The 25,457-nt window shown below is 33.2% G+C and carries 18 protein-coding genes and 1 riboswitch; of the genes, 3 read left to right on the forward strand and 15 right to left on the reverse strand.

What is annotated here, in order from left to right:
• Nucleotides 1–134 precede the first annotated feature (134 nt).
• From AAYQ05_RS15775 to AAYQ05_RS15815, 9 genes are all read right to left on the reverse strand, one after another.
• A complete protein-coding gene (locus AAYQ05_RS15775; RefSeq protein WP_281634721.1) occupies nt 135–560 on the reverse strand; it encodes an OsmC family protein in 426 nt (141 codons plus the stop codon).
• A gap of 16 nt (nt 561–576) precedes the next feature.
• Nucleotides 577–1,134, reverse strand: coding sequence for a hypothetical protein (locus AAYQ05_RS15780; protein ID WP_343544372.1), 558 nt, complete (start codon nt 1,132–1,134; stop codon nt 577–579).
• A 66-nt stretch (nt 1,135–1,200) separates the two neighbouring features.
• Nucleotides 1,201–3,615 (reverse strand): bifunctional aspartate kinase/homoserine dehydrogenase I, encoded by a 2,415-nt coding sequence (thrA, locus tag AAYQ05_RS15785; protein ID WP_343544373.1) that lies wholly within the window; start codon nt 3,613–3,615, stop codon nt 1,201–1,203.
• A 1-nt stretch (nt 3,616) separates the two neighbouring features.
• On the reverse strand, nt 3,617–4,600 hold the full coding sequence (locus tag AAYQ05_RS15790; RefSeq protein WP_343544374.1) for an alpha/beta fold hydrolase: 984 nt from the start codon (nt 4,598–4,600) through the stop codon (nt 3,617–3,619).
• 77 nt (nt 4,601–4,677) lie between these two features.
• Nucleotides 4,678–4,785, reverse strand: a riboswitch (SAM riboswitch).
• A gap of 189 nt (nt 4,786–4,974) precedes the next feature.
• Nucleotides 4,975–5,193, reverse strand: a complete 219-nt coding sequence (locus AAYQ05_RS15795) for a hypothetical protein (RefSeq protein WP_343544375.1) — start codon at nt 5,191–5,193, stop codon at nt 4,975–4,977.
• 647 nt (nt 5,194–5,840) lie between these two features.
• Nucleotides 5,841–6,929 (reverse strand): homoserine dehydrogenase family protein, encoded by a 1,089-nt coding sequence (locus AAYQ05_RS15800; protein WP_343544376.1) that lies wholly within the window; start codon nt 6,927–6,929, stop codon nt 5,841–5,843.
• Between the two features lie 194 nt (nt 6,930–7,123).
• Nucleotides 7,124–8,428: an O-acetylhomoserine aminocarboxypropyltransferase/cysteine synthase family protein gene (locus tag AAYQ05_RS15805; RefSeq protein ID WP_343544377.1), complete on the reverse strand. Its 1,305-nt coding sequence runs from the start codon at nt 8,426–8,428 to the stop codon at nt 7,124–7,126.
• A 70-nt stretch (nt 8,429–8,498) separates the two neighbouring features.
• Nucleotides 8,499–8,675 (reverse strand): hypothetical protein, encoded by a 177-nt coding sequence (locus AAYQ05_RS15810; protein ID WP_177211093.1) that lies wholly within the window; start codon nt 8,673–8,675, stop codon nt 8,499–8,501.
• A 339-nt stretch (nt 8,676–9,014) separates the two neighbouring features.
• Nucleotides 9,015–11,861, reverse strand: coding sequence for a TonB-dependent receptor plug domain-containing protein (locus AAYQ05_RS15815; protein WP_343544378.1), 2,847 nt, complete (start codon nt 11,859–11,861; stop codon nt 9,015–9,017).
• 548 nt (nt 11,862–12,409) lie between these two features.
• On the opposite strand from AAYQ05_RS15815, the gene metK reads away from it, so the two are divergent.
• The gene (metK, locus tag AAYQ05_RS15820; protein ID WP_111367782.1) at nt 12,410–13,660 is read left to right on the forward strand and encodes a methionine adenosyltransferase; all 1,251 of its coding nucleotides are present in this window, start codon (nt 12,410–12,412) and stop codon (nt 13,658–13,660) included.
• A gap of 110 nt (nt 13,661–13,770) precedes the next feature.
• Here the strand turns inward: metK and AAYQ05_RS15825 are convergent, their stop codons facing one another.
• The 3 genes from AAYQ05_RS15825 to AAYQ05_RS15835 all read right to left on the reverse strand — a co-directional run bounded on the left by AAYQ05_RS15825 (nt 13,771) and on the right by AAYQ05_RS15835 (nt 19,779).
• Nucleotides 13,771–16,053 (reverse strand): hypothetical protein, encoded by a 2,283-nt coding sequence (locus AAYQ05_RS15825; RefSeq protein ID WP_343544379.1) that lies wholly within the window; start codon nt 16,051–16,053, stop codon nt 13,771–13,773.
• A gap of 93 nt (nt 16,054–16,146) precedes the next feature.
• Nucleotides 16,147–18,834 carry a carboxypeptidase-like regulatory domain-containing protein gene (locus AAYQ05_RS15830; protein ID WP_343544380.1) on the reverse strand — a complete coding sequence of 896 codons (2,688 nt, stop codon included), beginning with the start codon at nt 18,832–18,834 and terminating at the stop codon, nt 16,147–16,149.
• A 57-nt stretch (nt 18,835–18,891) separates the two neighbouring features.
• Complete coding sequence (locus AAYQ05_RS15835) at nt 18,892–19,779, reverse strand: GLPGLI family protein (RefSeq protein ID WP_343544381.1); 888 nt, start codon at nt 19,777–19,779, stop codon at nt 18,892–18,894.
• Nucleotides 19,780–19,992: 213 nt separating this feature from the next.
• On the opposite strand from AAYQ05_RS15835, the gene AAYQ05_RS15840 reads away from it, so the two are divergent.
• Together AAYQ05_RS15840 and AAYQ05_RS15845 are read left to right on the forward strand one after the other, a co-directional pair.
• Nucleotides 19,993–20,808, forward strand: coding sequence for a hypothetical protein (locus AAYQ05_RS15840; protein WP_343544382.1), 816 nt, complete (start codon nt 19,993–19,995; stop codon nt 20,806–20,808).
• Complete coding sequence (locus tag AAYQ05_RS15845; RefSeq protein ID WP_129746158.1) at nt 20,808–21,422, forward strand: deoxynucleoside kinase; 615 nt, start codon at nt 20,808–20,810, stop codon at nt 21,420–21,422. Before AAYQ05_RS15840 ends, AAYQ05_RS15845 begins: the two co-directional genes overlap by 1 nt.
• An 80-nt stretch (nt 21,423–21,502) precedes the next feature.
• Here AAYQ05_RS15845 and AAYQ05_RS15850 read toward each other — a convergent pair whose 3' ends face one another.
• From AAYQ05_RS15850 to AAYQ05_RS15860, 3 genes are all read right to left on the reverse strand, one after another.
• A complete protein-coding gene (locus AAYQ05_RS15850; protein ID WP_343544383.1) occupies nt 21,503–24,046 on the reverse strand; it encodes a sodium-translocating pyrophosphatase in 2,544 nt (847 codons plus the stop codon).
• 113 nt (nt 24,047–24,159) lie between these two features.
• The gene (locus AAYQ05_RS15855) at nt 24,160–24,690 is read right to left on the reverse strand and encodes an inorganic diphosphatase (protein WP_281634707.1); all 531 of its coding nucleotides are present in this window, start codon (nt 24,688–24,690) and stop codon (nt 24,160–24,162) included.
• Between the two features lie 111 nt (nt 24,691–24,801).
• On the reverse strand, nt 24,802–25,401 hold the full coding sequence (locus AAYQ05_RS15860) for a DNA-3-methyladenine glycosylase family protein (RefSeq protein WP_343544384.1): 600 nt from the start codon (nt 25,399–25,401) through the stop codon (nt 24,802–24,804).
• Nucleotides 25,402–25,457: the final 56 nt, after the last annotated feature.

Below are 25,457 nucleotides of genomic sequence, written 5' to 3' on the forward strand. Positions count from 1 at the left end.
TGTTGTTTTTTTTGTTTTTTTTGTTTCAGGTTTCAAGTTTTAAGTTTTAAAACTGAAATCTAAACCCAAAACAAGTCAATTATTTATGCGCAATCTGAGCATTTTCTAATTATCTAATTGACAAATTATCTAATTTATAAAGCTTCGTTGTTCAAGACAACTTTGTATTTAATTGTCGCTGTTGGTTCAACCGTTTTAGCTACCGAACAGTATTTCTCAAAAGAAAGTTGAGCCGCTTTTTTTGCTTTATCAGGATTGATTTCTCCTTCTAAATAAAAAACCACATCGATTTCTTTAAAAGGTTTTGCTTCTTCGATTTGAACTCTAGTTCCTTCAACCTCAGCGTTGAAAGAAGTAATTTCCTGACGTTGTTTTTTTAAGATCGAAATCATATCAATAGCGCTGCATCCTGCAACTCCCATTAATACCAGTTCCATTGGGCTTGCACCTAAATCACTTCCGCCAAATTCAGCTCTGCTGTCAACGTCAACTATGTGACCGCGTTCATTTTTCACTTTGAAATGAAATGCATCATTTACTCTGTTTAAAGTTACTTTCATGGTATTTATTCCTAAGTTATTTGTCTTTTTTATCTAATTTATTCCAATACTCTAAAACCTGTTTTTTAGATTCTGCATCTAAAGATTTAAAATTATCTGAAAACTTGTCTGTTCCAAAATTATCTGAAACACTTGACTCTATGCTGTAAAATTTATCTTTTTGGGAAAATACAAGATGAACTGACTGTTGCTTAAAATCAGCATTGTATAATCCGTAAATAAAAAGAGCATCTACACTTTTGTCTTTATTATAATCTCCAAATGCTTTTCGGCTTCCCCAAGATGAAATAATTCCGTTGTGGTTTACTTCCAAAATCGATTTTAAAACCCATTTATCATTTACTTTCGTAAACCTTTGGAAATACATTTTGTCAGGAATAACATTTTTTTCAATCTTAGAAAAAATAAAAACATTTTCTTCATTCCCTGGAGAGCTTACCTCATCAACCTGAATTATTCTTACTCCTTTGTACGGAAAAACATCCTGAGTATAACTGTCTTTGTTCCTAATAACATTAGAAACCTGAGCCATGATACTATTTGAAATCAACAATAAGATAAAAATCTTTTTCATACTTTTAAAACTATTTAATTAAGTTACGAATTTAAGATTTTTCTTTCTTTTATTGCTGTTGCATTATTATCCTTTATCAGATAATCTTAAAATATCTCCAAAAACTCCTCTTGCCGTTACCGCAGAACCTGCACCGGCTCCTTGAATAACGATTGGACGATCTCCGTAAGATTCTGTATAAATTTCGAAGAAAGAATCTGAACCTTTTAATCCGCCTAATGCAGTATCTTTTGGCACTGAAACTAATTTAACTTCTAGATTTCCTTTGTCATTTTGCAAATCTCCAGACAATTCACCAATATATCTTAAAACATGATTTGGCTGTTGTTCTGCTTTTATTTTAGCATAAATTGGATCGAATTCTTTCAATTTTGTCAAGAAATCGGCAGCACTTCCTTCGCGTAGGTGTTCTGGAATTAAATTCTGAATTGAGATTTCTTCAAATTCATTTTGCAAATCTAATTCTCTAGCTAAAATTAATAATTTTCTACCAACATCATTTCCGCATAAATCCTCACGCGGATCTGGTTCAGTATATCCGTTATCAATTGCTTCTTGCAAGATTTCACTAAATGGAGCATCTTTCGCTGAGAAATTATTGAATAAATAACTTAAAGTTCCAGAGAAAACTCCTTTTATTTTTGTGATATTTTCTCCTGAAAGGTGTAATAATTTAATCGTATCAATTAATGGTAATCCCGCACCAACATTGGTTTCATATAAATAATTCTTTTGGTTTTCTGCTAATGCTTTTCTTAACTCTTTGTAGAAACCATAGCTTAATGTATTTGCCACTTTATTAGAAGAAATCAAATCGAAACTGCTTTCTACAAGCGGAATGTAATTCTCAACAAAAGTTGCGCTTGCGGTGTTATCAATCGCAATTAAGTTCTCTAAGTGATGCTCATTCGCGTAAGCAATAATATCTTTTATGGTGTAAGCTTCGCCTTTGGTTTCAATTTCGCTTTTCCAATTGCTGTTAACACCGTATTTATTTAAAAGCAGTTTTTTAGAATTCGCTATAGCGAAAACATTAAGCTTAATGTCTTTACGTTTTTCAATTGCTGCAGCCGATTCTAAAATCTGATTGATTAAAGTTCCTCCAACTAATCCGTGACCGAAAATGGCAATGTTGATCTTTTTAGAAACTCCAAAAATCTCTCCGTGAATTACGTTCAGAGCTTTGTTTAATTCCTCTTTTTTCACAACTAAACTCACGTTTTTACCTGTTACAGTGTTGTTGAATAAAATTGGAACAATTTTATTTTTGATTAAAGCGGTGTATGGTTTATGGAAAGTACTTAAATCCTGTCCAATAATCGAAATTACTGATACATTGTCTGTAACCGTGATTTGATTTACATCTTTAGAATAAAAGTCATTTTCAAACTCTTTTTCTAATTCAACCATCGCAAGAGTAGCTTTTTCTGTTGCCACCACAAGACCGATTCCTCTTTCTGAAGAACCTTGAGAAATGATGCTTACACTAATATTGTGATCGCCCATTACTTTAAAAATTCGGGCATCAACTCCCGCTTTTCCAAGTAATCCACGTCCTTCAAGATTTACAAGAGAGACATTTTCTAAAACAGAAAGTGTTTTAATCCCTTCTTTAGAAGAATCCGATGTAATTAAAGTTCCGCGATTTTCATGATTGAAAGTATTTAAAATTCGTAACGGGATATTCTTTTCTAACAAAGGAATAATCGTCTTAGCATGAAGAATCGTTGCTCCAAAATTTGCCAGCTCATTTGCTTCGTTAAACGATAAATATTCGATTTTTTTAGCATCTGCAACCAAATCTGGATTTGCAGTATAGATTCCGTCTACGTGCGTGAAGTTTTGTAATTCTTCTGCGTTTAAATAATTTGCGATTAACGAAGCGGTATAGTTACTGCCATTTCTACCTAAAGTAGTTGTGTCGTTGTTGTTGTTTGAGCCAATGAAGCCTGTAACTATATTAACCGTTTCGCCGTTATGTTCTTTAAAATAATTTACTACGTTTTTCTTTGAAAGCTGTTCTAAAGGCTGAGCATCGCCAAATTTAGAATCTGTTTTCAACAAATCTCTTGTATCTACAAAATTGGCAGGAATTCCTTTTTCCAGTAAAATAGCCGTCAATAATTTAGCCGAAAGCAATTCTCCTTTAGATAAAATCTGATCTTTGATTTTTTTGCTGTAATCACCAATTAGACTTACTCCTTCAAAAAGTTTGTCTAAGACATTAAATTCTTCAGATAAATCAACCTGTGGATAATCTGATATTTGATATTTTTTAAAATTCTCTAATAATTCTTTATAACTGCCATTTTTAGCTGCAATGCTTAAAATAAACTCTAATTCGTCAGTAGCATTTCCGCGTGCAGAAACTACAACGGCAATTTTTTCACCTTGATTTACTTTATCAGAAATGATTGAAACAACTTTGTTAAGTCCTTCTCCGTTTGCTAACGATTTACCTCCAAATTTTAATACTTTCATTTTATTTCTTTATTGTTTCTGCCTTAAAAATATCGGCAAGTAAATGATCTAATTGTTTGTACTCGATTAAAAAAGCGTCATGTCCGTGAACCGAATCAATTTCGCTATAGAAAACATTGTCTTTAAACTTCTTCAACTCTTCATAAGTTTCTACGTTTTCTTTTGCTGTAAAAAACAAATCTGAATTGATTCCGACAATATGAATTGAAGCTTTTGTTTTAGACATTAAGTTTTCAAAACTTTCACTATTTCTAGTAATATCAATTGTTTTAAGCAACTGATTCATTAATTTATAAGAAGACAACTGAAATCTTTTCTGCAATTTTTTTCCATGATGCGCCAACCAGCTTTCGATATTAAAAATTAAAAGATCTTGGTTTATGGTACGCTGAAATTTTTCTTTGAAAGATTCTGGCGAACGGTAACAAAGCATGGCATGTATTCTGGCGTCTTCAATTGGTTTCGACGAATTATTAAGAATTTGCTCTTGTAAAAAGCAATTTGCGATAAGCCAATCTGTCGATTTCCAGTCGCTCGCTATCGGAATAAGGTTTTCTGTGATATTTGGCGCTAATGCTAAAATTTCCCAAGCAATTCCACCTCCAACAGAACCTCCAATAACTGCAAAAAGCTTTTCGATATTTAAAGTTTTCACACCTTCGATAAAAATTCTTGCAATGTCTCTGGCTGTAAAATCTAAATAGTTATCGATTAAGAAAGAATCGTTTCCGTTTCCTGGAACATCAAAAGACAAAATGGTGTAAACAGCAGTATCAATGGTTTTGCCTTCGCCAATCAAGTCATTCCACCAGCCACTTTCGCCAGTAACTTGCGAATTTCCAGTTAAAGCATGGTTAACCAAAACAATAGGCGCGCTGTGCAGAGGTTGACCTGCCAGCGTAAAACTTAATGGTATAGAATGATAAGTTGCATCACTTTCTGTGATGAAATCTTGAATTATAATGGGATTTGGTATATTTTCCAATTTCAAATCTGTTGTATTATTGATTTGTATATGGAAATATTAGAAAGAAAAACTAGGTTTAACTAGAAAAAATCTTGTTGTTATCTTTCCACGTTTGGCGTGGTAGAATGTAGCACCTTCTTCGTTTTAACGAAGGGTTGCTAAGGCTTCATCGGGTCTAATCCCTCGTCCTTTCTTTATAACATTTCAATACGTGTTTGAACTTAACGGTGCAAATTAACTACTATTTTCTCTAACAAACAAATTTTATCTAAAAGTGTTTGTTAAATTTCTGAGACTTATTTTAGCAAAAACTATTATACGCAAAAATTTACCGAACAAAAATGTCCAGTAAAATTAAGCAGGTTTTACCCTAGTTTATGATGCTTTTCCGTTTAGATAAAAAGCGTTTCATTTTCTTTTGAATACATCAAAAACAATAAAGAGTTAGGTACTTTTTTCTCTGCTGCTTTACCTTCCTCTGTGATTTCAGCCTCTGTTATTCCGAATCTTGGATGAGCCAATTCGTTTATTGGTGGAGGCGGATTATTTTTTCTTGTTCTTCTATTTTTCAAATCTGAAATTTTTTCTGCTAAGTAGTTCAATGTGCTCATGATATTAAGTTTTAGTTAAGTTGCGTTTTATAATCTTTATTTCTCTTTTATGTTTGTGTTAAGCCCCTTTCGGGAATAAAAAAACCCTTTTGGATTTTCTAGATACCAAAAGGGTTTAAGTTTTTAAACTCATTTATACTTTTAGTATCAACAGACGTATGCGCAAATAAGCGCGACAGTAAACATCTTGTTCATCTGTAAGGATTTATTCATCTGTGATTTATATTGTATTTTATTTAAATTCTGCATTTGTTGTAAATTAAAAAGCCTCCCAATTTTTCTTGGGAGGCTTTTACTATATTATTATTGTATTCTTACAATTTTTTTAAGCAATAGACACCCCAACCTCGGTCTTAACCGAAATGGCACAAAACATTTTGTTGACTTTTAAGTTCATTTGATTTCTAGTAGATTTTGGGTATAACAAATATGCAAATATTTTTTTTATTACACAAATTAAATTCAAGAATTTAATTACAAAAATCGTTAAAAATCAGTTTTTTAACGACAAAAAACGTCTTACAAAAACGAAAACGAAATAATAAAGGTAAAAAACCTACAAAAAAACATATTTTCCTTAATAATTCCATTTGACAAATCAATTTATCAAAGAACTTTTTTTCTTTTTTTTATTTTTTTCTAAAAATTTATAGCCAAACGGCTTCTTTAGCCCTAATTCGTTCTGCAATTTTCAGAATATCAGTTATAATTCCTCTTGAAATTGCCTGTTTGCATGGTGGAGCACTCTGAATTACAATCGGAATATCGGCGTACGATTTGGTATAAATTTCAAAAATGGTATCAGAACCTTTCAATTGCCCGATTGGAGAATCGACTGGTTCAGAAATCAATTTGGCTTCCAAAGTGCCTTTTTCAATATCAAATTCTCCTACATATCGAAGCACATGACTTTCTGCCTGAGTAATTTTGGCAATCTTAAAAGATTTATCGACTGCGTCTTTATTTAACACACCATTTTTTTCCAAATGTTCTTCGGTTATAAACGGCTTAATTTTAATATCTGAAAGCTCAAAATCTTTTCCAATTTCTCTAGCCAATATCAGAAGCTTTCTTGCTGTATCATTTCCTGATAAATCTTCTTTGAAGTTTGATTTCATTAAACCTAAAAGGCTTGCATCTTTTAAAACAGACGAAAACGAAACATCTTCCGATGAAAATCGATTAAAGACATAACTCAAATTATCAGAGAAAACCCCTCGAATCTTAGTGATTTTTTCTCCCGAATAATACAAATCTCTTAAGGTTTGCAAAACAGGAATTCCAGCCTCAACAGATGTTTCATAAAAAAACTCCTTGTCATACTTTTTAAGATCTGCTCTCAGTTCTTTATATAAGTCAATCGGGAGCGTATTGGCTTTTTTGTTTACTGCTACAATATTGAATCCATTTTTGATTAACGTATTGTAATGCTTCACCAATTCATCGCTGGCTGTTGCGTCTACGGCAATCAAGTTTTCGAATTCATTTTCTTGTGCAAATTCGACAATATCTTCTACTTTAAAAGGAACAGCCAATTGTCTAAAATTGGTTTCCCAAGCATATCCAACGCCTTCTTTCTCAAAAAAAGCAACCGTCGAATTGGTTATTATTGGAAAATGAAAATCGACATTTTTACTTTCCAGAAAAAACTCCTGACTTTCAACAATTTGATTAATCAAAGTACTTCCGATATTACCAATTCCGAAAAGGATAATGTTTATTTTAAGCTTTGACATAATTTCTAACATTTTTAATTTTTTAAAACCATATAAGTGATGTTAGTTCATTAATATTCCAACGTTTATCAATTAGACGCACTGCAGTGCGTCTCTACATATGATTTAAATTTTATAATGGTGTTTTTCATAAAAAATTACCTTTAGCAAAACCACTCGCTAAAGGCAATTTTTCAAACAAAAAACAAAAAAACCTAATTTTTATTGATGCTGAATTGAGAAAGCGAAACACTTTCAAAAACAGCTTGCAGATCTGCAATCAAATCTTCTATATCTTCAATTCCAACAGATAGACGAATCAAATCTTTAGAGACTCCTGTTTCTATTTGCTCTGATTCTGTTAATTGCTGGTGTGTAGTGCTTGCAGGGTGAATAATCAATGATTTCGTATCACCAATGTTAGCCAGCAGAGAGAATAATTTGGTATCATCTACCACTTTTTTGGCTGCATCAAAACCTCCTTTTAATCCGAAAGTGATAATGCCGCTTTGACCTTCTGGCAAATATTCTTTGGCCAGATCAAAATATTTATTTGATTTTAGACCTGGATAATTTACCCAGACTACCTCATCTTGTTTTTCTAACCATTCAGCTAGAGCCAAAGCATTTTCACTGTGTTTCTTGATTCGGATTGGAAGTGTTTCTAGTCCCTGAATAATCTGAAAAGCATTAAATGGACTCAAAGCGGCACCAAAATCACGCAGACCTTCAATTCGAGCTTTTGCTATAAAAGCGGCATTTCCTAAAGCTTCATGATATACTAATCCGTGGTATCCTGCAGATGGCTCGGTAAATTCGGGGAATTTTCCGTTTGCCCAATCAAAGTTTCCAGCATCAATGATAACGCCTCCTAATGAAGTTCCGTTTCCTGCGATATATTTAGTTAAGGAGTGAATTACAATATCGGCACCATATTTAATTGGGTTTAATAAATAAGGTGTCGCAACTGTATTGTCTACTATAAATGGTACTTTGAATGCTTTGGCTTCTGCCGAAATTGCTTTTAAGTCTAATACATCTAATTTTGGATTTCCTAGAGACTCAACAAAGAAAGCTCTTGTATTTTCTTTTGCTGCTTTTGTAAAGTTTTCAGGTTTTGACGGATCTACAAATGTGGTAGTAATTCCTAATCTTGGCAAGGTAACTTTTAGAAGATTATAAGTTCCTCCGTATAAACTATTTGACGCAACAATATGATCTCCTGCTTTTAGCAAAGTCAATAAAGTTGTAGAAATTGCCGATGCTCCAGAAGCTGTTACTACAGCTCCAATTCCGCCTTCGAGTGCTGCCAGACGTTGTTCTAAAATATCATTTGTCGGGTTGTTTAATCTCGTGTAGATAAATCCAGCTTCGGCAAGACCAAATAAATTGGCCGCATGATCGGCGTTATTAAATACATATGATGATGTCTGATAAATAGGCACGGCTCTTGTTCCTGCGTTTTTAGTTACGTCGTGTCCTGCGTGTAATGCGTTTGTTGCAAATTTTTGTGTACTCATGATTTCTTAGTTTTTTAGGTATTTTTAATACGTTTATATATTGTAATTGATTTTAATTTTTGAAATTGATTTAAGCTAAAATATCTTCAGCTTCTTCTTCAAGATCATATAAATGAAATAGTAATGATTTTTGTGTTTTTGTCTGCTGTGCAGGATCATATTTTAGCGTTTCAGTCGATGTCTCTTCCGAATTATTATTTCTTAATAAGTATTGAAATGCGATTGTATTTATATCTAGTGTATTCATGATTTAAAATTTAAAATGTTGGAAATAAAAAAGCCCTTTCGGATGGCGACCAAAAGGGCTTATAGTTTAACTATAACAAAGATTGTCTCTCTCACTTTTGGCAACAGCAAATTGGGATGCACATTTGCATCATCTTACAACACATCATATTTCCTTTTGCTATTGTTTTCATTTTGATTTAAAATTTGAATTCGACTATTTTTTAAATTCGACTAATTCGATAGAGTAAATATAATAAGTATTTTTTGAACGACCAAATTAAAATTGAAATTTTGTACTATTTTTTTTTGAAATTTCTTTCAAGCCTTTCAAATAAAGACTTGAAAGAAATTTATTTAATTAAAATTTAAAGCTCAAACGAGCAAAACCAAATCTTCCGTTTAATCCGAATTGAGAAACTGCTCTTGAATATGCAAACTGATTCGCATTTGTCAAATCTGTACTTGGCGCTGGCGACAAAGTTGGCGTTGTGTTTGTAAATGCAGGAGTTGCAGGATTATTTCTGTCTGGATAAACATCTCCTATATTATTAACTCCAATTGTAGCTCTCAAATGCTCGTTGATCTGATATCCTAAAGATAAATCGGTAACCAATTTTGCGCTGTATTCTGGATGTTCGTATACAGAAGAAAATCCGTCCAGATTAACATCTGTTGCTCCTGGATCTGTAACTTTTCCGAAATAGCTGTTTCTTAAATAAATATCCAGTTTTTTAATATTGAAAGTTGTCATCAAATTGGCTTTCAATTTTGGAATCGCTTCTTCCAAATATACTCGGCTTGATTCTGGAAAGAAAGAATAGATGTAAGGTTCTCCTCCAGCATTAACGATAGACTGCGGAATATGTAGATCTCCTACTCTTTTAGTTTCGTTGAAGCTTAATGCAAAATCATTTCTAATTGTGAAATCCTGAATTACATCGTATTTCTGCGAAATTACCAAATCAATTCCTTTTGTTTCAGAATCGATTCCGTTTGTCCAGAATGAAGCTCTTTCTACACCCTTCAAATCAAATGCCTGCTGAAATAAAGTCAACGCTTCAGCTTGTTCTGGTGAAGTTGCCGCTGCGATCTGGGCATCTGTTGGTCTAGAATATTGTCCAGACAATACAATTCTGTCATTGATTCTTGTAAAATAAGCATCAGTTGCAATGGTTATGTTAGCTTCAGGAATTTTGAATGTAAATCCTGTACTGATGCTTTTTGATTTTTCTGGTTTTAAACTTTCAATTCCAATGCTTTTTGCTGCTTGTGAATCGTTTGTAAAATAACCAACTTGATATGGAGAACCGTTTATAAACTGAGTAGAACTTGACTCAAAATATCTTTGCTGTAAAGAAGGCGCTCTAAAACCTGTCTGTCCAGAAATTCTCCAATTAATATTATCATTTAATTTTAAAAGAGAAGCCAATTTAAAAGTAACCGTATTTCCAAAATCTGAATAGTTTTCATAACGTGCTGCTCCGTTTATAAGCCATTTTTCAGTAGCATTCAATTCTAAATCTATGTAAGCCGCGCCACTTTTTCTGTTTTTTTCTTTAGCATCTGAAGGCTGAAATCCTGAAAATCCTTGCGCTCCTGCTCCACGTTTGTTTCCAAAGAAGTCAGTTACAATCAATGGTGAATTGCTTGGTAAAATTCCAGAAACTAGATTTCCGTTTACATCATACAATCCGTAAGAAGCTTCTTCTCCTGCTTTAATCTCGTAGTTTTCATATCTGAATTCACCTCCAAAAGCAACATTCAGTCCAGAAAGAACATCTAGCTTTTTACTAAAATCCAAATTGGTTGTGCTTTGCAAAAACGAAACTTTTCCTGCATCAAAACTAAAAGGAGAATTTGTCCCTAAAGTTGCATTGATGGAATTATTTACATCATAATTAAAAGAGTTTGTTCCTAAATTTGTGCTTAAATCAGTATCAAATCCAAATAATTGCGTAGTTACACCAACTGCTGCAGAAGCATCTAAAATTTTTGATTCAATTTCTGGCAAGAATCCGTTTTGATACACTTGCGTGAAAGTTCCAGAACCATTTGGCAATCTATTAAATGCATATGATTTTCCGCTTCTGTACGATAATCCACCAAAAGAATATAAAGAAGTTGTTTCTGTTAAAGGATATTTTGCATTGTAATATGCTTGTCCCGAAGCCAATTCTGACTGGCCAACACTCATATTATAATCACTTCTCTGCTGTCCTCTATAAGCCAATTCATTATTAGTTACATCAAAATTTAAAGCGGTCTGCATCTGCGCAATTGTTGAAGCTGATGCTATGGCGTTTTGCTGTGCTGTTGTAAAATAACTTACTTGCGGCGCATATTGTTTTAAAGAAGACAAAATCTGAGCTGAATTAGCAGTCGTATTAATGTTGCTAAATAAAGAGTTAATCTCAACTCCATCTTCTGCTGCTCTGTTTTCAACTGCATTGTAGGCATTAAAAATAGGATTGCTTCTAATTCCTGCTCTGCTCGTTGCTTGTCTCGTTACCGCAGTTCCTGTGATATTTAAGAAACTTCCAGGTTTGCCCAATGAAGTTCCGTAGTTTAAATCGATTTGAGCAGTTTGACCGTCTGCTCCTCCTTCAAAATTATTTGATCCCGAAGATAGATTCGCGCCATATTGAATTCCTCCTGTCAAATAATTAGCGTTTTTCTTTAGAACAATATTAATAACTCCCGCAATCGCATCAGAACCATATTGCGCGGCCGCTCCATCTCTTAAAACTTCTATTCTTTCTATGGCAAAAGACGGAATGGCATTTAGGTCTGTTCCAACAGATCCTCTTCCTGGCGATCCGTTAATGTTTACCAAAGCACTTGTATGTCTTCTTTTTCCGTTTACTAAAATCAGAACCTGATCTGGCCCTAATCCTCGTAATTGTGCAGGGTCAACGTGGTCTGTTGCATCTGCCGTAGATGTTGGATTACTCGTAAACGAAGGAGCAACATAATTTAAAATTTGAGTTACACTGGTTTGAGGTGCTCCTTTTGTTATTTCTGACACATTGAAAACATCAACTGGAACAGGCACATCTGTTTTAACTCTGTTTTTACTTCTTGATCCAATAATAGTAACTTCAGACAGTTCGTTGTTTTTTAAACTGTCTTGCTCTTTTTTATTTTCTTGAGCATAAAGTCCTGAAAAAGTCACAAGACCTAAAACGATTAGTACATTTTTCTTCATTTCTTTTTTTTACTGATTAATTATTGTATTTGGCTTAAAAAAAATCTTACAGATTTATTTTTGACATAAAAAAAACCTCTGCGATTCGGCAGAGGTTCTATTTATATTTTATTGAAAAATAACTACAATAGCGTCTCTGCGGAGAACTCCGGCATCTTACAAGACATCATATTGCAAACTGTAAATTTCATTTGTTTCTTTGTTTTAACGGGGCAAAGTTGCAAACTATTTTTTAATCGACCAAACAAAAAACAAAATATTTTCTATTACCCTATCAAAATAGTATGTTATTGTTAAATTTCTGCTAGAAAAAATAAAAAAAGTTGAACTTTAATTTGCAAATCAAAATGGTTTCATACCTTTGCACCCGAAACAGAGGAAAAATTTGAACTGATTGCAACCTCTTCATAATGAAATGGTTTCATTGTGAATGCTGAAAGATTCATTTCAGCAGTAAAAAATGCTAAAGCAGAAACTCTCCTTTAGCCCTTTTTAGCAATTATTTTCCTCGCTTAAATTTAAAACTAATACATTTTTATTACATTATTATGGCTTATTTATTTACGTCAGAATCTGTTAGTGAAGGGCATCCAGACAAAGTTGCAGATCAAATTTCGGATGCATTAATTGACAACTTTTTGGCATTTGACGCTGACTCAAAAGTAGCTTGCGAAACGTTAGTTACAACTGGTCAGGTTATTTTAGCAGGTGAAGTAAAATCGAATACTTATCTTGATGTTCAGCAAATTGCACGTGAGGTAATCCGTAAAATTGGATATACTAAAAGTGAATATATGTTTGAAGCAAATTCTTGTGGAATTTTATCAGCTATTCACGAGCAGTCTGCAGACATTAATCAAGGTGTTGACAGAGCTAAGCCAGAAGAACAAGGCGCAGGTGACCAAGGAATGATGTTTGGTTACGCTACAAACGAAACTGAAAACTACATGCCATTGGCATTAGATTTATCTCATAAATTATTACAAGAATTAGCTATTTTAAGACGTGAGAACAAAGAAATCACTTATTTACGTCCAGATGCTAAATCTCAGGTAACTTTAGAATACAGCGATGATAACAAACCAACTCGTATTGATGCGATTGTTATCTCAACTCAGCATGATGATTTTGATGAAGAAGCTGCAATGTTGGCTAAAATCAAAAAAGATATTATCGAAATCTTGATTCCAAGAATTATTGCTAAAAACCCAGAACACGCTCATTTATTTAACGATAAAATCAACTACCATATTAACCCAACAGGAAAATTCGTTATTGGAGGACCTCACGGAGATACTGGTTTAACAGGAAGAAAAATTATCGTGGATACTTACGGTGGAAAAGGTGCTCACGGTGGTGGTGCATTCTCTGGAAAAGATCCAAGTAAAGTAGACAGAAGTGCTGCTTATGCAACTCGTCATATCGCTAAAAACTTAGTTGCTGCCGGTGTTGCTGACGAAATCTTAGTTCAAGTTTCTTACGCAATTGGAGTTGCTGAGCCAATGGGAATCTTCATTGAAACTTATGGAACTTCTAAAGTAAACTTAACTAACGGTGAAATCGCTAAAAAAGTAGAAGCTATCTTCGATATGCGTCCTTACTTTATTGAGCAACGTTTAAAATTAAGAAACCCAATTTATAGCGAAACTGCTGCTTACGGACACATGGGACGTAAACCAGAAACGGTAACTAAAACTTTCTCTGCTCCAGGCGGAAACGAAAAAACAGTTACTGTTGAATTGTTTACATGGGAAAAACTTGATTTTGTTGACCAAGTAAAAGCTGCATTTGGATTGTAAATCTAGATTTATAGACTAGCTTAGATTGTTAGATATCTTAGTTGGCTAAACATAAAAAAGCCGATTTCTAAAAATTTAGAAATCGGCTTTTATTTTATATGCTAATCTTATTAATAAGTTCCATTCTGCATTTTAGCTAATACTTCTTTTATTTCGCTTGCAGTTTCTTCTTCAACAGTATCACTTAAATATTTTACCGCTAAAGTCTGAGTTGCAATAGCTTTATCTTTCTGTCCGTCTTTATAATATAGCTGCGCCAAAGTATCTAAATAATATGGATTGTTTTTAGTTAACACTAAACTGTATTCAGACCACTTTATCGCATCTTTGATAAAGTTAGAATTCTGAAGATTTGTCACCACTGCCCAAGCCGCATTATTGGAAATGTCTGAATGATAATATTTGAATGAATTCCATCCATCATAAGAATAACTTGAACTTGAATCTAATCCAGAGAAAATAGCGTCTAATTTTTCTATTGGACTTGCTCCTGCCAATGTTGTATCAAAATAGGCATTAAACTCTCTTAAATAAGTTGTATTAGAACCATCCTGATCTACAATCTGACTTAAATAATAAAAATAATTTTTGTAGACATCAAAATTACCTTTTCCTGATGCGATAATCTTTTTATAAATAGAATTGATTTTCTCCTTATTGATCTCCCCAGTCAGTCCGTCCTGAGAAGCGTACAGATTTTGCTGTAATGCATTCGTAACTTCAGAAATCGGGTTATTCATTAAAGGCACTTGTCCATACATGTCATTTCTTTTCAAATTGTTGAATGTACCTAGTTCTTTTTCAATTTCGTCAGAATGCTTTAATATATAATCAATTGCTAAGAAATCTGTGTCGTTAAGAATTCTATCTTCGTTAAAGAGCTGTTTTGTAAATCCTTCATTTTTGATTTCTTTCAAAATTGTTTCCACCAAATACATATTTACTGTTTTATCTTTTTGATGAGCCTCAATCAATTTTTTCCAACTTTGTGCCACTTCTTTTTGATCCAATACTGTTTTTGCAAAAACTAATTCTGTAGGATCTGATGAAATGTAATCTGAATCGTAACTGTATGATATTGCAAGTAATGCCGCTTTATTAAAAGCTTGAATCAGATCATCATCTGACGCTTTTTGGTTTTTCAGATTTTTTCCTAAAGAAACAAGAGCATTTGTACGCAATAATTTGGGATAAAAATTTCCATAATAATTAAACGCTTCCTCCTTATTTGACAAATTAGCTTTTGCTGTTGCCAATATATCCCCATTATCGTTTAAAACAATAACAATTGGATCGTTTGTAATTTTATTGCTTTTCAGCCATTTTTTATCATTGGTTCCAGCCAGATAATAGTTATAAATATCATATTGAGCATTATAGGAATCATACATACTATATCCAGCTTGTGTTTCCTGATTTTTTATAAAAGCATCAAAATCTTCTTTTGCCTTTTTATTCTTGTCATCAACCACAACTACCAAAAATTTGTTACTAGCTGTTTTGGTAGATTCTATTGCCTTTTTTAGATTGTCTTCTATTTTTAGTTTAAAATCGTATTTGGTATAAGAAGAAGGAGGATCAAGAGGATAATCTGCTGCTGGTATTGCAGTAGTATCAACTGGCAGACTATTATATATGCTATCGACTACAGCTCCTCCGTAACTCTCTCCATAATAAGAGTCTTTCCCTGGATACGTCCAGTTTGAAATACTTTCAGTTTGTATTGGAACGACTGCTGGAGTCTTAGCTGGCTTTTCATCTTTTTCATTTACAAATACCAAAGGATCTTTCCCGTATGATTCAGAAATTCGTAATTCATTTGTTTTTTTATCAAAAAATCCTCCAAGATTTAAATCATTCAAAACCGCCAGATCATAGTTTATTGTTACCTCCGAAACATCTTTCGGTAAGGCATATTTGCTTACGTCACTTTTACCGTTGTAATCTTCATAAACCAAGTATAGAAAATCAGTTCTTTCTATTTCGAAATCTAAATCAGTAGTTTTCCAATCTGGATCAACTTTTGTTTTAATATCGGCTACTCTTTGATATTGAACTGCTTCAGAACCATTTTGAGTTCCTATAAAAAATGAGTAATAAGAAGGATTCAAAAACTTAATTTTAATCTTTTTTGCTTTTTTATCTTTAACAAAAGAAAGATCAAATCTATTGACTGTTTTTGTGTTTTTTAAGAAGATAAGAGAATCTCCTTCAATTTTGTAATCTCCTGAATAAAAAACCAATTCGTACTTATTATTCTCTAATAAATTTAATTTGATTTTCCCTCCCTTATTTATAGATAAATAAGTTCCTTTTTCTATCCCATTTGTTTGGCCGAAAGAGGTAGAAAATCCAGCAAAAAGGAGTGATAAGCTCCAAAGAAAATTGCGCATAACTACATGTTTTGTTGTTAGTAATATTGCGCAAAGATATCTGATTCATCTTTAAACAAATCATAAAAAATCATAATTTTTGCAGTTAAAATACTACAAATTATATTTCATTGAAAATATAATGTAACGAGGCTGCACGGTGTATTGCGATACTCGCGTCGAAAATTGCGAAAAGCTATCATCGTTAAGATATCTCGTGTTTAACAAGTTGGTTGCAGACACTTTATACTCCCATTTGCTGTTATTTTTTTGATAAATTAAACTGGCGCTTAAAAAATCATATTCGTTATCTACAGTTTTATTTCCGTTGTAATAATGATAGAATTCATACTCTGAAACAAAAGAAAAACTGTCTAAGAAATAATAGTCTAATCTTGCAAATGGTTTATCGGTATAAAAAGTAGAGCCGCTGTACTTGTTAACCAAGAGATTATAGCCAAACTCTATATTAGGCAGTTTTTTATAATTTGTTGAAGCTTTAACAGTATAGCTTTGCACAAAACTCTCTGTAGTTGCTAATTTTTCGTTTTGAATGTTGTTGAATTTTGACCAATTAAGACTTGCACTTGCTGATGCTTTGTAGTTTTTCAAGAAAGAACGTCCATAAGTTCCCATTCCCGAAAAAGTTTCGTCTGCTAAATTGGAATTATAAGGAACCGAAGACTGATTAATTCCGTCAAAATCGGCTTTTGTTTTAATGGCGTCTACCTTTTTCGTGTATGTTGCGTTGGCAAATATATTCTCAAAATTGAACATATTATACTTAAAGTAGCGCAACGAATGCACTTGTGAAGTAGCATTTTCTAAAAAACGGTTTCCGCGGAATAAACTACTGTAATCTGACAAAACATAACCCGCCGCCAGCTGATTGATATCTGTAAAATCATTAGTCAGAGAGAAATTATAAGTCAAAGTTTCTGATTTTTTGATTTGATATAAAGCAAAGAAATCTGGAAGTACTTTTACAAAATTCTGAGAATAATCGTTCCCCAATTGGCCATTTGTCATTTGATACGTATGAAGGCTTACTCCTGGCGTAAACGTAAATTTTCCTGTTAGAATTTTATAATGAAAACCTAAAAAGGCATCATTAAATCTATAATCTACATCATTATTGTTTTCCGTATCATTAAGATCATTTCGATCCCCATTATCTAACATTTGGAAAATATGAGAATTAAAATTCTGATAAGAATAGGTATTTCCAAAAGTAACATTAATATTGCTTTTTGGTGTCACCATATAATAGTAATCCAGTTTTGCATCGATTTTATTGGTTTTTACAAAACGATCCTGATTTAAATCATTACGATTTTGCCCAGAAATATAACCCGATAAATCAAAAGGCTGTGTTCTTAAATTGGCATTATAAAACGGATTTTCATCTTGATATAGATGCTGCATTTCAAAAGCAAAAATATTTTTACTGCTCTGTGTATAATATAAACTTAGATTCTGATTTATAGAAGTTGGATCTTGCTTTTTTTGAGTTAAAATAGTTTCTACCGCAGAAACATCACTAACAATAGATTCACGAAGCAAATCTGTATCTTCATTCTGTTTTGATAATTTGGTTAAGATATCATAATCAAACTGAAATTTATCATTTGGTTTGTAAGTTGAACTTAATTTAAAAAGTCCCAAATTATTCTTTTGATGCGTCATTTCATCACGTTTCTGCTGATCTCCAGAATCCAAAATCGTAGTTTGAGATTTAGTCTCTAAATCTGTTTTTGAAGTTGAAAGAATTCCGAAACCACTTATATTCCAAGCTTTGTTAATGGAATAAGCAAAGTTTGTCGCTCCAAATTTTGTTTCAATTTCCTTTGCCCGATTATTTCTAAGCAGTGAAATTCCTAAATCATTCGAAGAAACATTAAAACTACTTCCTCCCTTTTTCATGACGTTCTTAAACCCACCAGTAAACTTAAAATAATCTTGTGCAGTAAGAGGTAATTCGCCAATATTATTAAAATTGGTGATTAAATTAATGCTGTATTTCGGACTATAATAAAACAATTTAGGATTAATAATGTATCTGCTATCCAATTCTGCAACGCCAATTCCTGCAGTTACATCTCCAAACCAAAAGTTCTTTTTCCCTTCTTTTAGTTTGATGTTCATTGCTACATTTTCCTGATCGTTTTCTAGACCTTTTAGCTGACTTATTTCATTATAGTTTCGTAAAACTTGAACTTTATCAATCGCATCGGCGGGGATATTTTTGACGCCCAATTTGGTGTCTCCGTCAAAAAAGTCTTTTCCTTCCACCATCAATTTACTGACTTTTTTTCCTTCCACTTCAATTTCTCCATCAGCATTTACCTCAACTCCTGGCAGCTTCTTTAAGACATCTTCAAGCTTTTTTTCTGTTCCCGATTTAAAAGAATCAGCATTATAAACAATTGTGTCTCCTTTTATGGAAACGGGCATTTCGCGAACAATTTCAACGCCTTCCAATTCTATTCCAGTACCATCTAAAAAAATATTCTGACTCATATTTTCAGTTTTAGTCGATACTGCAATTTCTTTAGATTTCATTCCCAAATAACTCACTTTTATAGTATAAGCCGTATTTGGTTTTAATGTCAGCTGAAACTTTCCTTTATCATTGGTTATTCCGTAAGAATCCATTGCTTTTGTGCCATTATTAATAGCCATTATATTGGCCATTTCTAACGGATTCTTTTTTTCATCCTGAATTAAACCATCAAAACGGATACTTTGCGAAAAGGAAATAGAAGTAAAAAGCAAGGCGAATACAAAAAGGATCTTATTCATGATAAGAATATTGAAAGTTTGAGTTTTGGATTTTAAAGAATTGGTATTTTACAAACATTACCTTCCCATTGGAGGTGGTGGTCCACCGGCTCTGCCACGATTCATCTCTCTAAATTCTTCCATTTTTTTTATTACCGTTTCATCATATTCTTTCTGAGAAATTACTTTTCCTTTTTTAGAAGGTTTAATTTCTACTTTGTCTTTTGAGTTCAAAACAATTTTTGAACATAAAATTGTCGTAGTTCCATCATTGATTTCCAAGATTAATCCTGGAAGTCCCCAATAGTTTTCTGGTCCTTGATTTATTGGGATTTCTGGTGTATACCAAGCTGTTACGACAATCTCTTTTGGTATTTCAAAATTATCGGCAAAATTGGTTTTCGTACCGTCCGAAGTCTTTTTAACTTCTTCTTTCTTTTCGCCGTTGTTTTTAGGCCTAAAGTTTCTAAAATCGGTTTTACTTGCTTGTTTTACTACTGTCGCCTTATAACAATTGTACCCGCCAATTTGTTTGGTTTCTTGTTCTAATTTCCAGTTTAGCTTTGGCAGCGAATCGACTACAAGAAATTCTTTGCCCATAAATTCTTTATCAACAGTATACGTTTTTGCTTTTACATCTTTATAAAATGTGCCTCCTCCACCTGTAAGCGAGCCAAACATCATGCGAAAACCACCTTGCTGGCCTGGTGTTTCTAGTTTTTCTTCTTCTTTGTAAATTGATGCTGCTTTATCAAAATTTAAAATGAATGTTTTTTCGAGCATTTTTTTCATACGTTCCTCCATGTTTTTCTGCATTTCTGGCGTAATATCTCTATTTCCACGCATTCCTTCAAACTTTGGCGCTTGTGTTTTTGACTCGTAAACGGCCATTCCCTGAAAATCTTTTTGCGCCTGAATTTGAGTAGAAACAAGCATTATAATCATATAAAAAAATATCTTTTTCATTTCATTTTCTTTAAAGTGAGCAAATCCGATAAAACTTACATTCAAATGTATTATTTATTTTAAAATTCGAAAAACTAAATATATTAATGGTATTAACGCATAGACAGAACCGCTTATTTTTTAGACTATTAGATTTTAAAAAGGTTTAAAACTTAAAATTGAATTTCTAAGGAGAGTTTTTTGTAATTTGGTACTCTTGTAAAATAATCGCTAATGTGTAAAACGGTGCAAAAAACTTTATTCTTCCTATTTCTTTTCTGCACTTTTCAGGCGCTTTCAGCTCAGGATTTGATCATAACTCCAACTTTAATCTCACAGTATAAAAATACTTCTGATATATTTTTAGGATATGATTCGTTTGGATATTCTTATCAGATTACGAATAATGTTTTTAGTAAAACGAAAGGCAAAGAAATCTTCGAGTATAAGAATGTTTCTTTGGGAAAAATCACGAAAGTCGATCTTCAAAATCCGTTAAAAATTGTACTTTTTTATGAAGACTTCAATAGTGTTGTTTTATTAGACAATCAACTAAATAAAATGACAGAAATTAATTTTTCTCAAAACGCAACTCCAATTGTAGTGAGCGCCATCGGAATGTCTACGCAAAATCAGTTATGGATTTATAACACTTTAAACCAACAGATTGGTCTATTTGATTATTTAAAAAACGAATACAAAACGATTTCAATTCCGCTGACAGAAGTCATTCAATATTACCAAACCGATTTTAATACTTTTTATTGGATTGATAAGAAAAACAACTGGTATTCTTCTGATATTTTTGGGAAGATCACATCGCTAGGAAAGATAACTGATTTTGATAGAATCACTATTGTCAATTCTTCGCAATATCTTTTCTGTAAAGATAATTTATTGTATTTTAAAGGAATGAATAAATTGAATCCCGAAGTAATTTCTGAAATCAAAGTTTTGGAAAAAACCTTTGACAATTTTTATTACAAAGACCAAATTTTATCTATTTTTACAGCTACAGATATATCAAATTATAAAATCGTAACACCGTAATGCACATAGCAATAGCAGGAAACATAGGCGCAGGAAAGACTACTCTGACCAAATTATTGGCAAAACATTTCAAATGGGAACCTCATTATGAAGATGTAGTCGACAATCCTTATCTGGATGATTTTTACCATCAGATGGAACGTTGGTCATTTAATCTTCAGATTTATTTCCTTAATAGCCGTTTTCGTCAAGTGCAGCAAATTCGCGAAAGCGGAAAAAAGATTATTCAGGACAGAACGATTTACGAAGATGCACATATTTTTGCTCCCAACTTATACGCAATGGGATTAATGACAAGTCGTGATTTTGAAAATTACACATCTTTGTTCGAATTGATGGAATCTTTGGTTAAAGCTCCCGATTTGTTGATTTATTTGAGAAGTTCAATTCCTAATCTTGTTGGTCAAATCCACAAACGCGGACGCGAGTATGAAAATTCTATTTCTATTGATTATTTGAGTCGTTTGAACGAAAGATACGAAGCTTGGATTCAGACTTACACAAAAGGAAAGTTACTAATTATCGATGTTGACAATATTAATTTTGTTGATAATCCTGAAGATTTAGGAGACATCATTAATAGAATTGATGCAGAATTGAACGGATTGTTCTAAAAACGAATTGTTACAGAATATAAAAGCCTCTAAAAATATTTTTAGAGGCTTTTTCTATTTTAAGAAACTTGTCAAAGTTGTTATTTCGCAGCTTCAACTTTTGCCAGAACTTCTTCTTCAGTTCCTTCAAAAACTTCGGTTGTTGTTTTTCCATCTACTGTTTTAGTAACAGTTCCAGTAGTTTTACCGTTTATATTTTTTACTTCAACACGAACCGATTGTTTCTCATATTTGCTAGTATCAAAACAATCCGTCTTTTGATATTTTCCATTTACATCAAAATGAGCCAGACATTTAGCTGTTTCTTCCTCAGAACAACCTTTTTCTTTACACATTTTAATACATTCTTCTTTTGTCATTCCAGACATATCGCCACATTTAGACATTCCTGCATGCATTTCTGTTTTAGCACAGCAAGAAGCTTTTCCTGCAATGTCTGATGGTGCGTGACCTTCGCCTAAAATTGGAGCAATTACCAATCCAATCAAGCAAGTTAATTTAATTAAAATATTCATTGATGGTCCAGAAGTATCTTTAAACGGATCTCCAACTGTATCTCCAGTAACTGCGGCTTTGTGCGCATCAGAACCTTTATAAGTCATTTCGCCATTGATCATAACTCCTGCTTCAAAAGACTTTTTAGCGTTATCCCAAGCTCCTCCAGCATTGTTTTGAAAAACTGCCCAAAGAACTCCAGAAACAGTAACTCCTGCCATATATCCTCCTAACATTTCAGCAATTAACTGATTGTTGTCTGAGTAAACTAGTTTTCCTAAAAGAACAATTAAAATTGGGAAACCAATCGTTAAAACTCCTGGAAGCATCATTTCGCGCAAAGCTGCTTTTGTAGAAATTTCAACACATTTTCCGTATTCTGGTTTTCCTGTTCCTTCCATAATTCCAGCAATTTCTTTAAACTGGCGACGCACTTCGTACACCATATCCATTGCCGCCTTTCCAACAGAATTCATTGCTAAAGCTGAGAAGACCACAGGAATCATTCCACCAACAAATAACATCGCTAAAACTGGAGCTTTAAAAATATTGATTCCGTCGATTCCTGTAAAAGTTACATATGCTGCAAACAAAGCCAATGAAGTTAAAGCCGCAGAAGCAATTGCAAATCCTTTTCCTGTTGCTGCAGTTGTGTTTCCAACTGAATCTAAAATATCTGTTCTAGTACGAACTTCTTTTGGTAATTCGCTCATTTCGGCGATTCCACCAGCGTTATCAGAAATTGGTCCGAAAGCATCGATCGCCAATTGCATTGCTGTTGTAGCCATCATTGCAGAAGCTGCTAAAGCTACTCCGTAGAATCCTGCTAAAGCGTACGAAATCCAAATTGCCACCGCGAACAATAATACGGTTGGGAAAGTGGAAATCATTCCAGTTGCCAAACCTGCAATTACGTTTGTTCCCGCTCCTGTAGATGATTTTTGAACAATTGCCATAACTGGTTTTGTTCCTAATCCTGTATAATATTCTGTTACTGATGAAATAGCACCACCTACAACTAATCCGACCAATGTAGCATAGAAAACACGCATTGATGAAATCGCTTTAGAACCTTCTCCAAAGAAAGTCATTTGCATTGTTTCAGGAAGCATGTGCTGTACTAAGAAAAAACAAGCCACAGCTGTTAAAACAATAGAAACCCAGTTCCCTATATTTAATGCTTTCTGTACTTGCGCTTCTTTAGCATTGTCATCTGATATTTTTACTAAAGTTGTTCCGATAATTGAAAATAAAATTCCGAAACCGGCAATTGCCATTGGAAGTAAAATTGGTCCAATTCCGCCAAAAGCGTCATTGATACTTCCTCCCATATCTTTTATTACATAGTTTCCAAGAACCATTGCCGCCAACACAGTTGCTACATAAGAACCAAATAAATCGGCACCCATACCTGCAACGTCTCCTACGTTATCTCCTACGTTATCTGCAATTGTAGCAGGATTACGCGGATCATCTTCTGGAATTCCAGCTTCAACTTTACCAACTAAATCAGCTCCAACATCGGCTGCTTTTGTGTAGATTCCACCTCCAACTCTGGCAAACAAAGCAATTGATTCTGCACCAAGCGAAAATCCAGCTAATGTCTCTAAAACAACTGTCATTGTATCGGTATCTTTCCAAACTCCACCAGAGAATAAATGAAAGAAAATTATAAAAAATGATGTCAAACCTAAAACGGCTAATCCAGCAACGCCTAATCCCATTACAGTTCCACCGCCAAAAGAAACTTTTAGAGCTTGCGGTAAACTTGTACGGGCTGCCTGAGTAGTTCTGACGTTTGTTTTAGTCGCTATTTTCATTCCCATATTTCCCGCTAAAGCAGAGAAAAATGCACCAAAAATAAATGCTATTACGATTAATAAATGTGTTTTTACTCCAGGAATAAAAGTAATTCCTGCCAAAGCTAGACTGGCAATAATTACGAAGATGGTTAATAGTTTGTATTCGGCTTTTAGAAAGGCTAAGGCTCCTTCGTAGATATAATCTGAAATCTCTTTCATCTTACCGTCTCCAGCGTCTTGTTTTAAAACCCAAGTCCTTTTTATTCCCATGAAAAGTAATCCTAAAACTGCCATTATAATTGGCAGGTAAATCATAAATGCATTCATAATATATTAATGGTTTTGGTTAATAGTCAACAATCTAACTGAAACGAATTTAAACAAAAAAGCAATACTCCTGACGGTAGTATTGCTTTTTTTATAATAGAATAAGGTTAAAATTATTTAATGCTAAATAATCCCTCTGGTTTATTTTCAATGTCATCAAAACGTTTTGTACACTCAGCGATAATGTCGTAAGCCTCTTTTACGTCTCCCCATCCTTCTACATCTACTTTTTTGTTTTCAAGATCTTTGTAAACTTGGAAAAAGTGCTCGATTTCTTTTACTAAGTGAGGATTAATATCTGAAAGATCATTTAATGAATTCCAGATTGGATCTGAAACTGGTACGCAAATAATTTTCTCGTCTGGTCCTTTATCATCTGCCATGTGGAATACACCAATTGGCTTCACTTCCATAACACATCCAGGGAAAGTTGGTTCGTTTACCAAAACTAATACGTCAAGAGGATCACCGTCTAAAGCTAAAGTTTCTGGAATAAATCCGTAATCAGCTGGGTACATCATTGAAGAGAATAACATTCTGTCAAAACGCATTCTTTTAATTTCAAAATCGTACTCGTATTTATTTCTGCTTCCTCGTGGTATTTCGATTAACACATCGAAAGTCGTTAATTTGTCTGCGGTCATTTTCGTTTTTTATTGTTTCTATAATTTCGGTTGCAAAAATAACTAAAGAATCTAGTTTTACAATAAAAAACAAGGTTAAATTATGTGCATTAAAGTTTAAAAAACAAGCATTTAATAGGTAATTGTTCGATTTCTTTTCTTAAGGTAATAATGCCATAGCAAATAGGTCGCATAAGAACGATACGGACTCCACTGTTCTGCGTGAATTTCCATTTCTTGTTTGTCATGAATATCCAGCAATTCTTTGATCGTATTTATTACTGCTATATCGCCAAGCGGAATTAAATCGGGTTCTTCCAAACAAAACATCAGATAAATATCAATTGTCCAATTGCCGATTCCTTTTAGTTTAATGAGCTCTTCACGAACTTGTTTTGCTGGTTTTAAAGCTAAACTTTCAATATCTAATTCTTTGTTTAAAACCGCTTCCGCTAAAATCTTAATGTATTTAGTTTTCTGGCGACTTACCCCAAAATTTCTAAATTCCTCATCAGTCAAAACAGCCATATTTTCGGGATTGCAAGTTTTGTAAGCTTTGATTTTAAAAAATGTGGCTTTCGCCGAGTCTATAGAAACCTGCTGCTCTAGAATTAATAAAACCAAAGTTTCAAATCCAGGCGGACGTCTCGGAATTGGAGGCAATCCGTATTTTTCAATAATTTCTAGAAATATTGGATTTTTATTGATTAAAAAATCGATGGCTTCTTGCATGGTTTTGAATTTCGAAAGTAAATCAAAAATAAGAAAAATGAAATTAGTTCTCGCAA

This window comes from Flavobacterium movens, from assembly GCF_039581425.1.
GTDB lineage: Bacteria > Bacteroidota > Bacteroidia > Flavobacteriales > Flavobacteriaceae > Flavobacterium > Flavobacterium luteolum.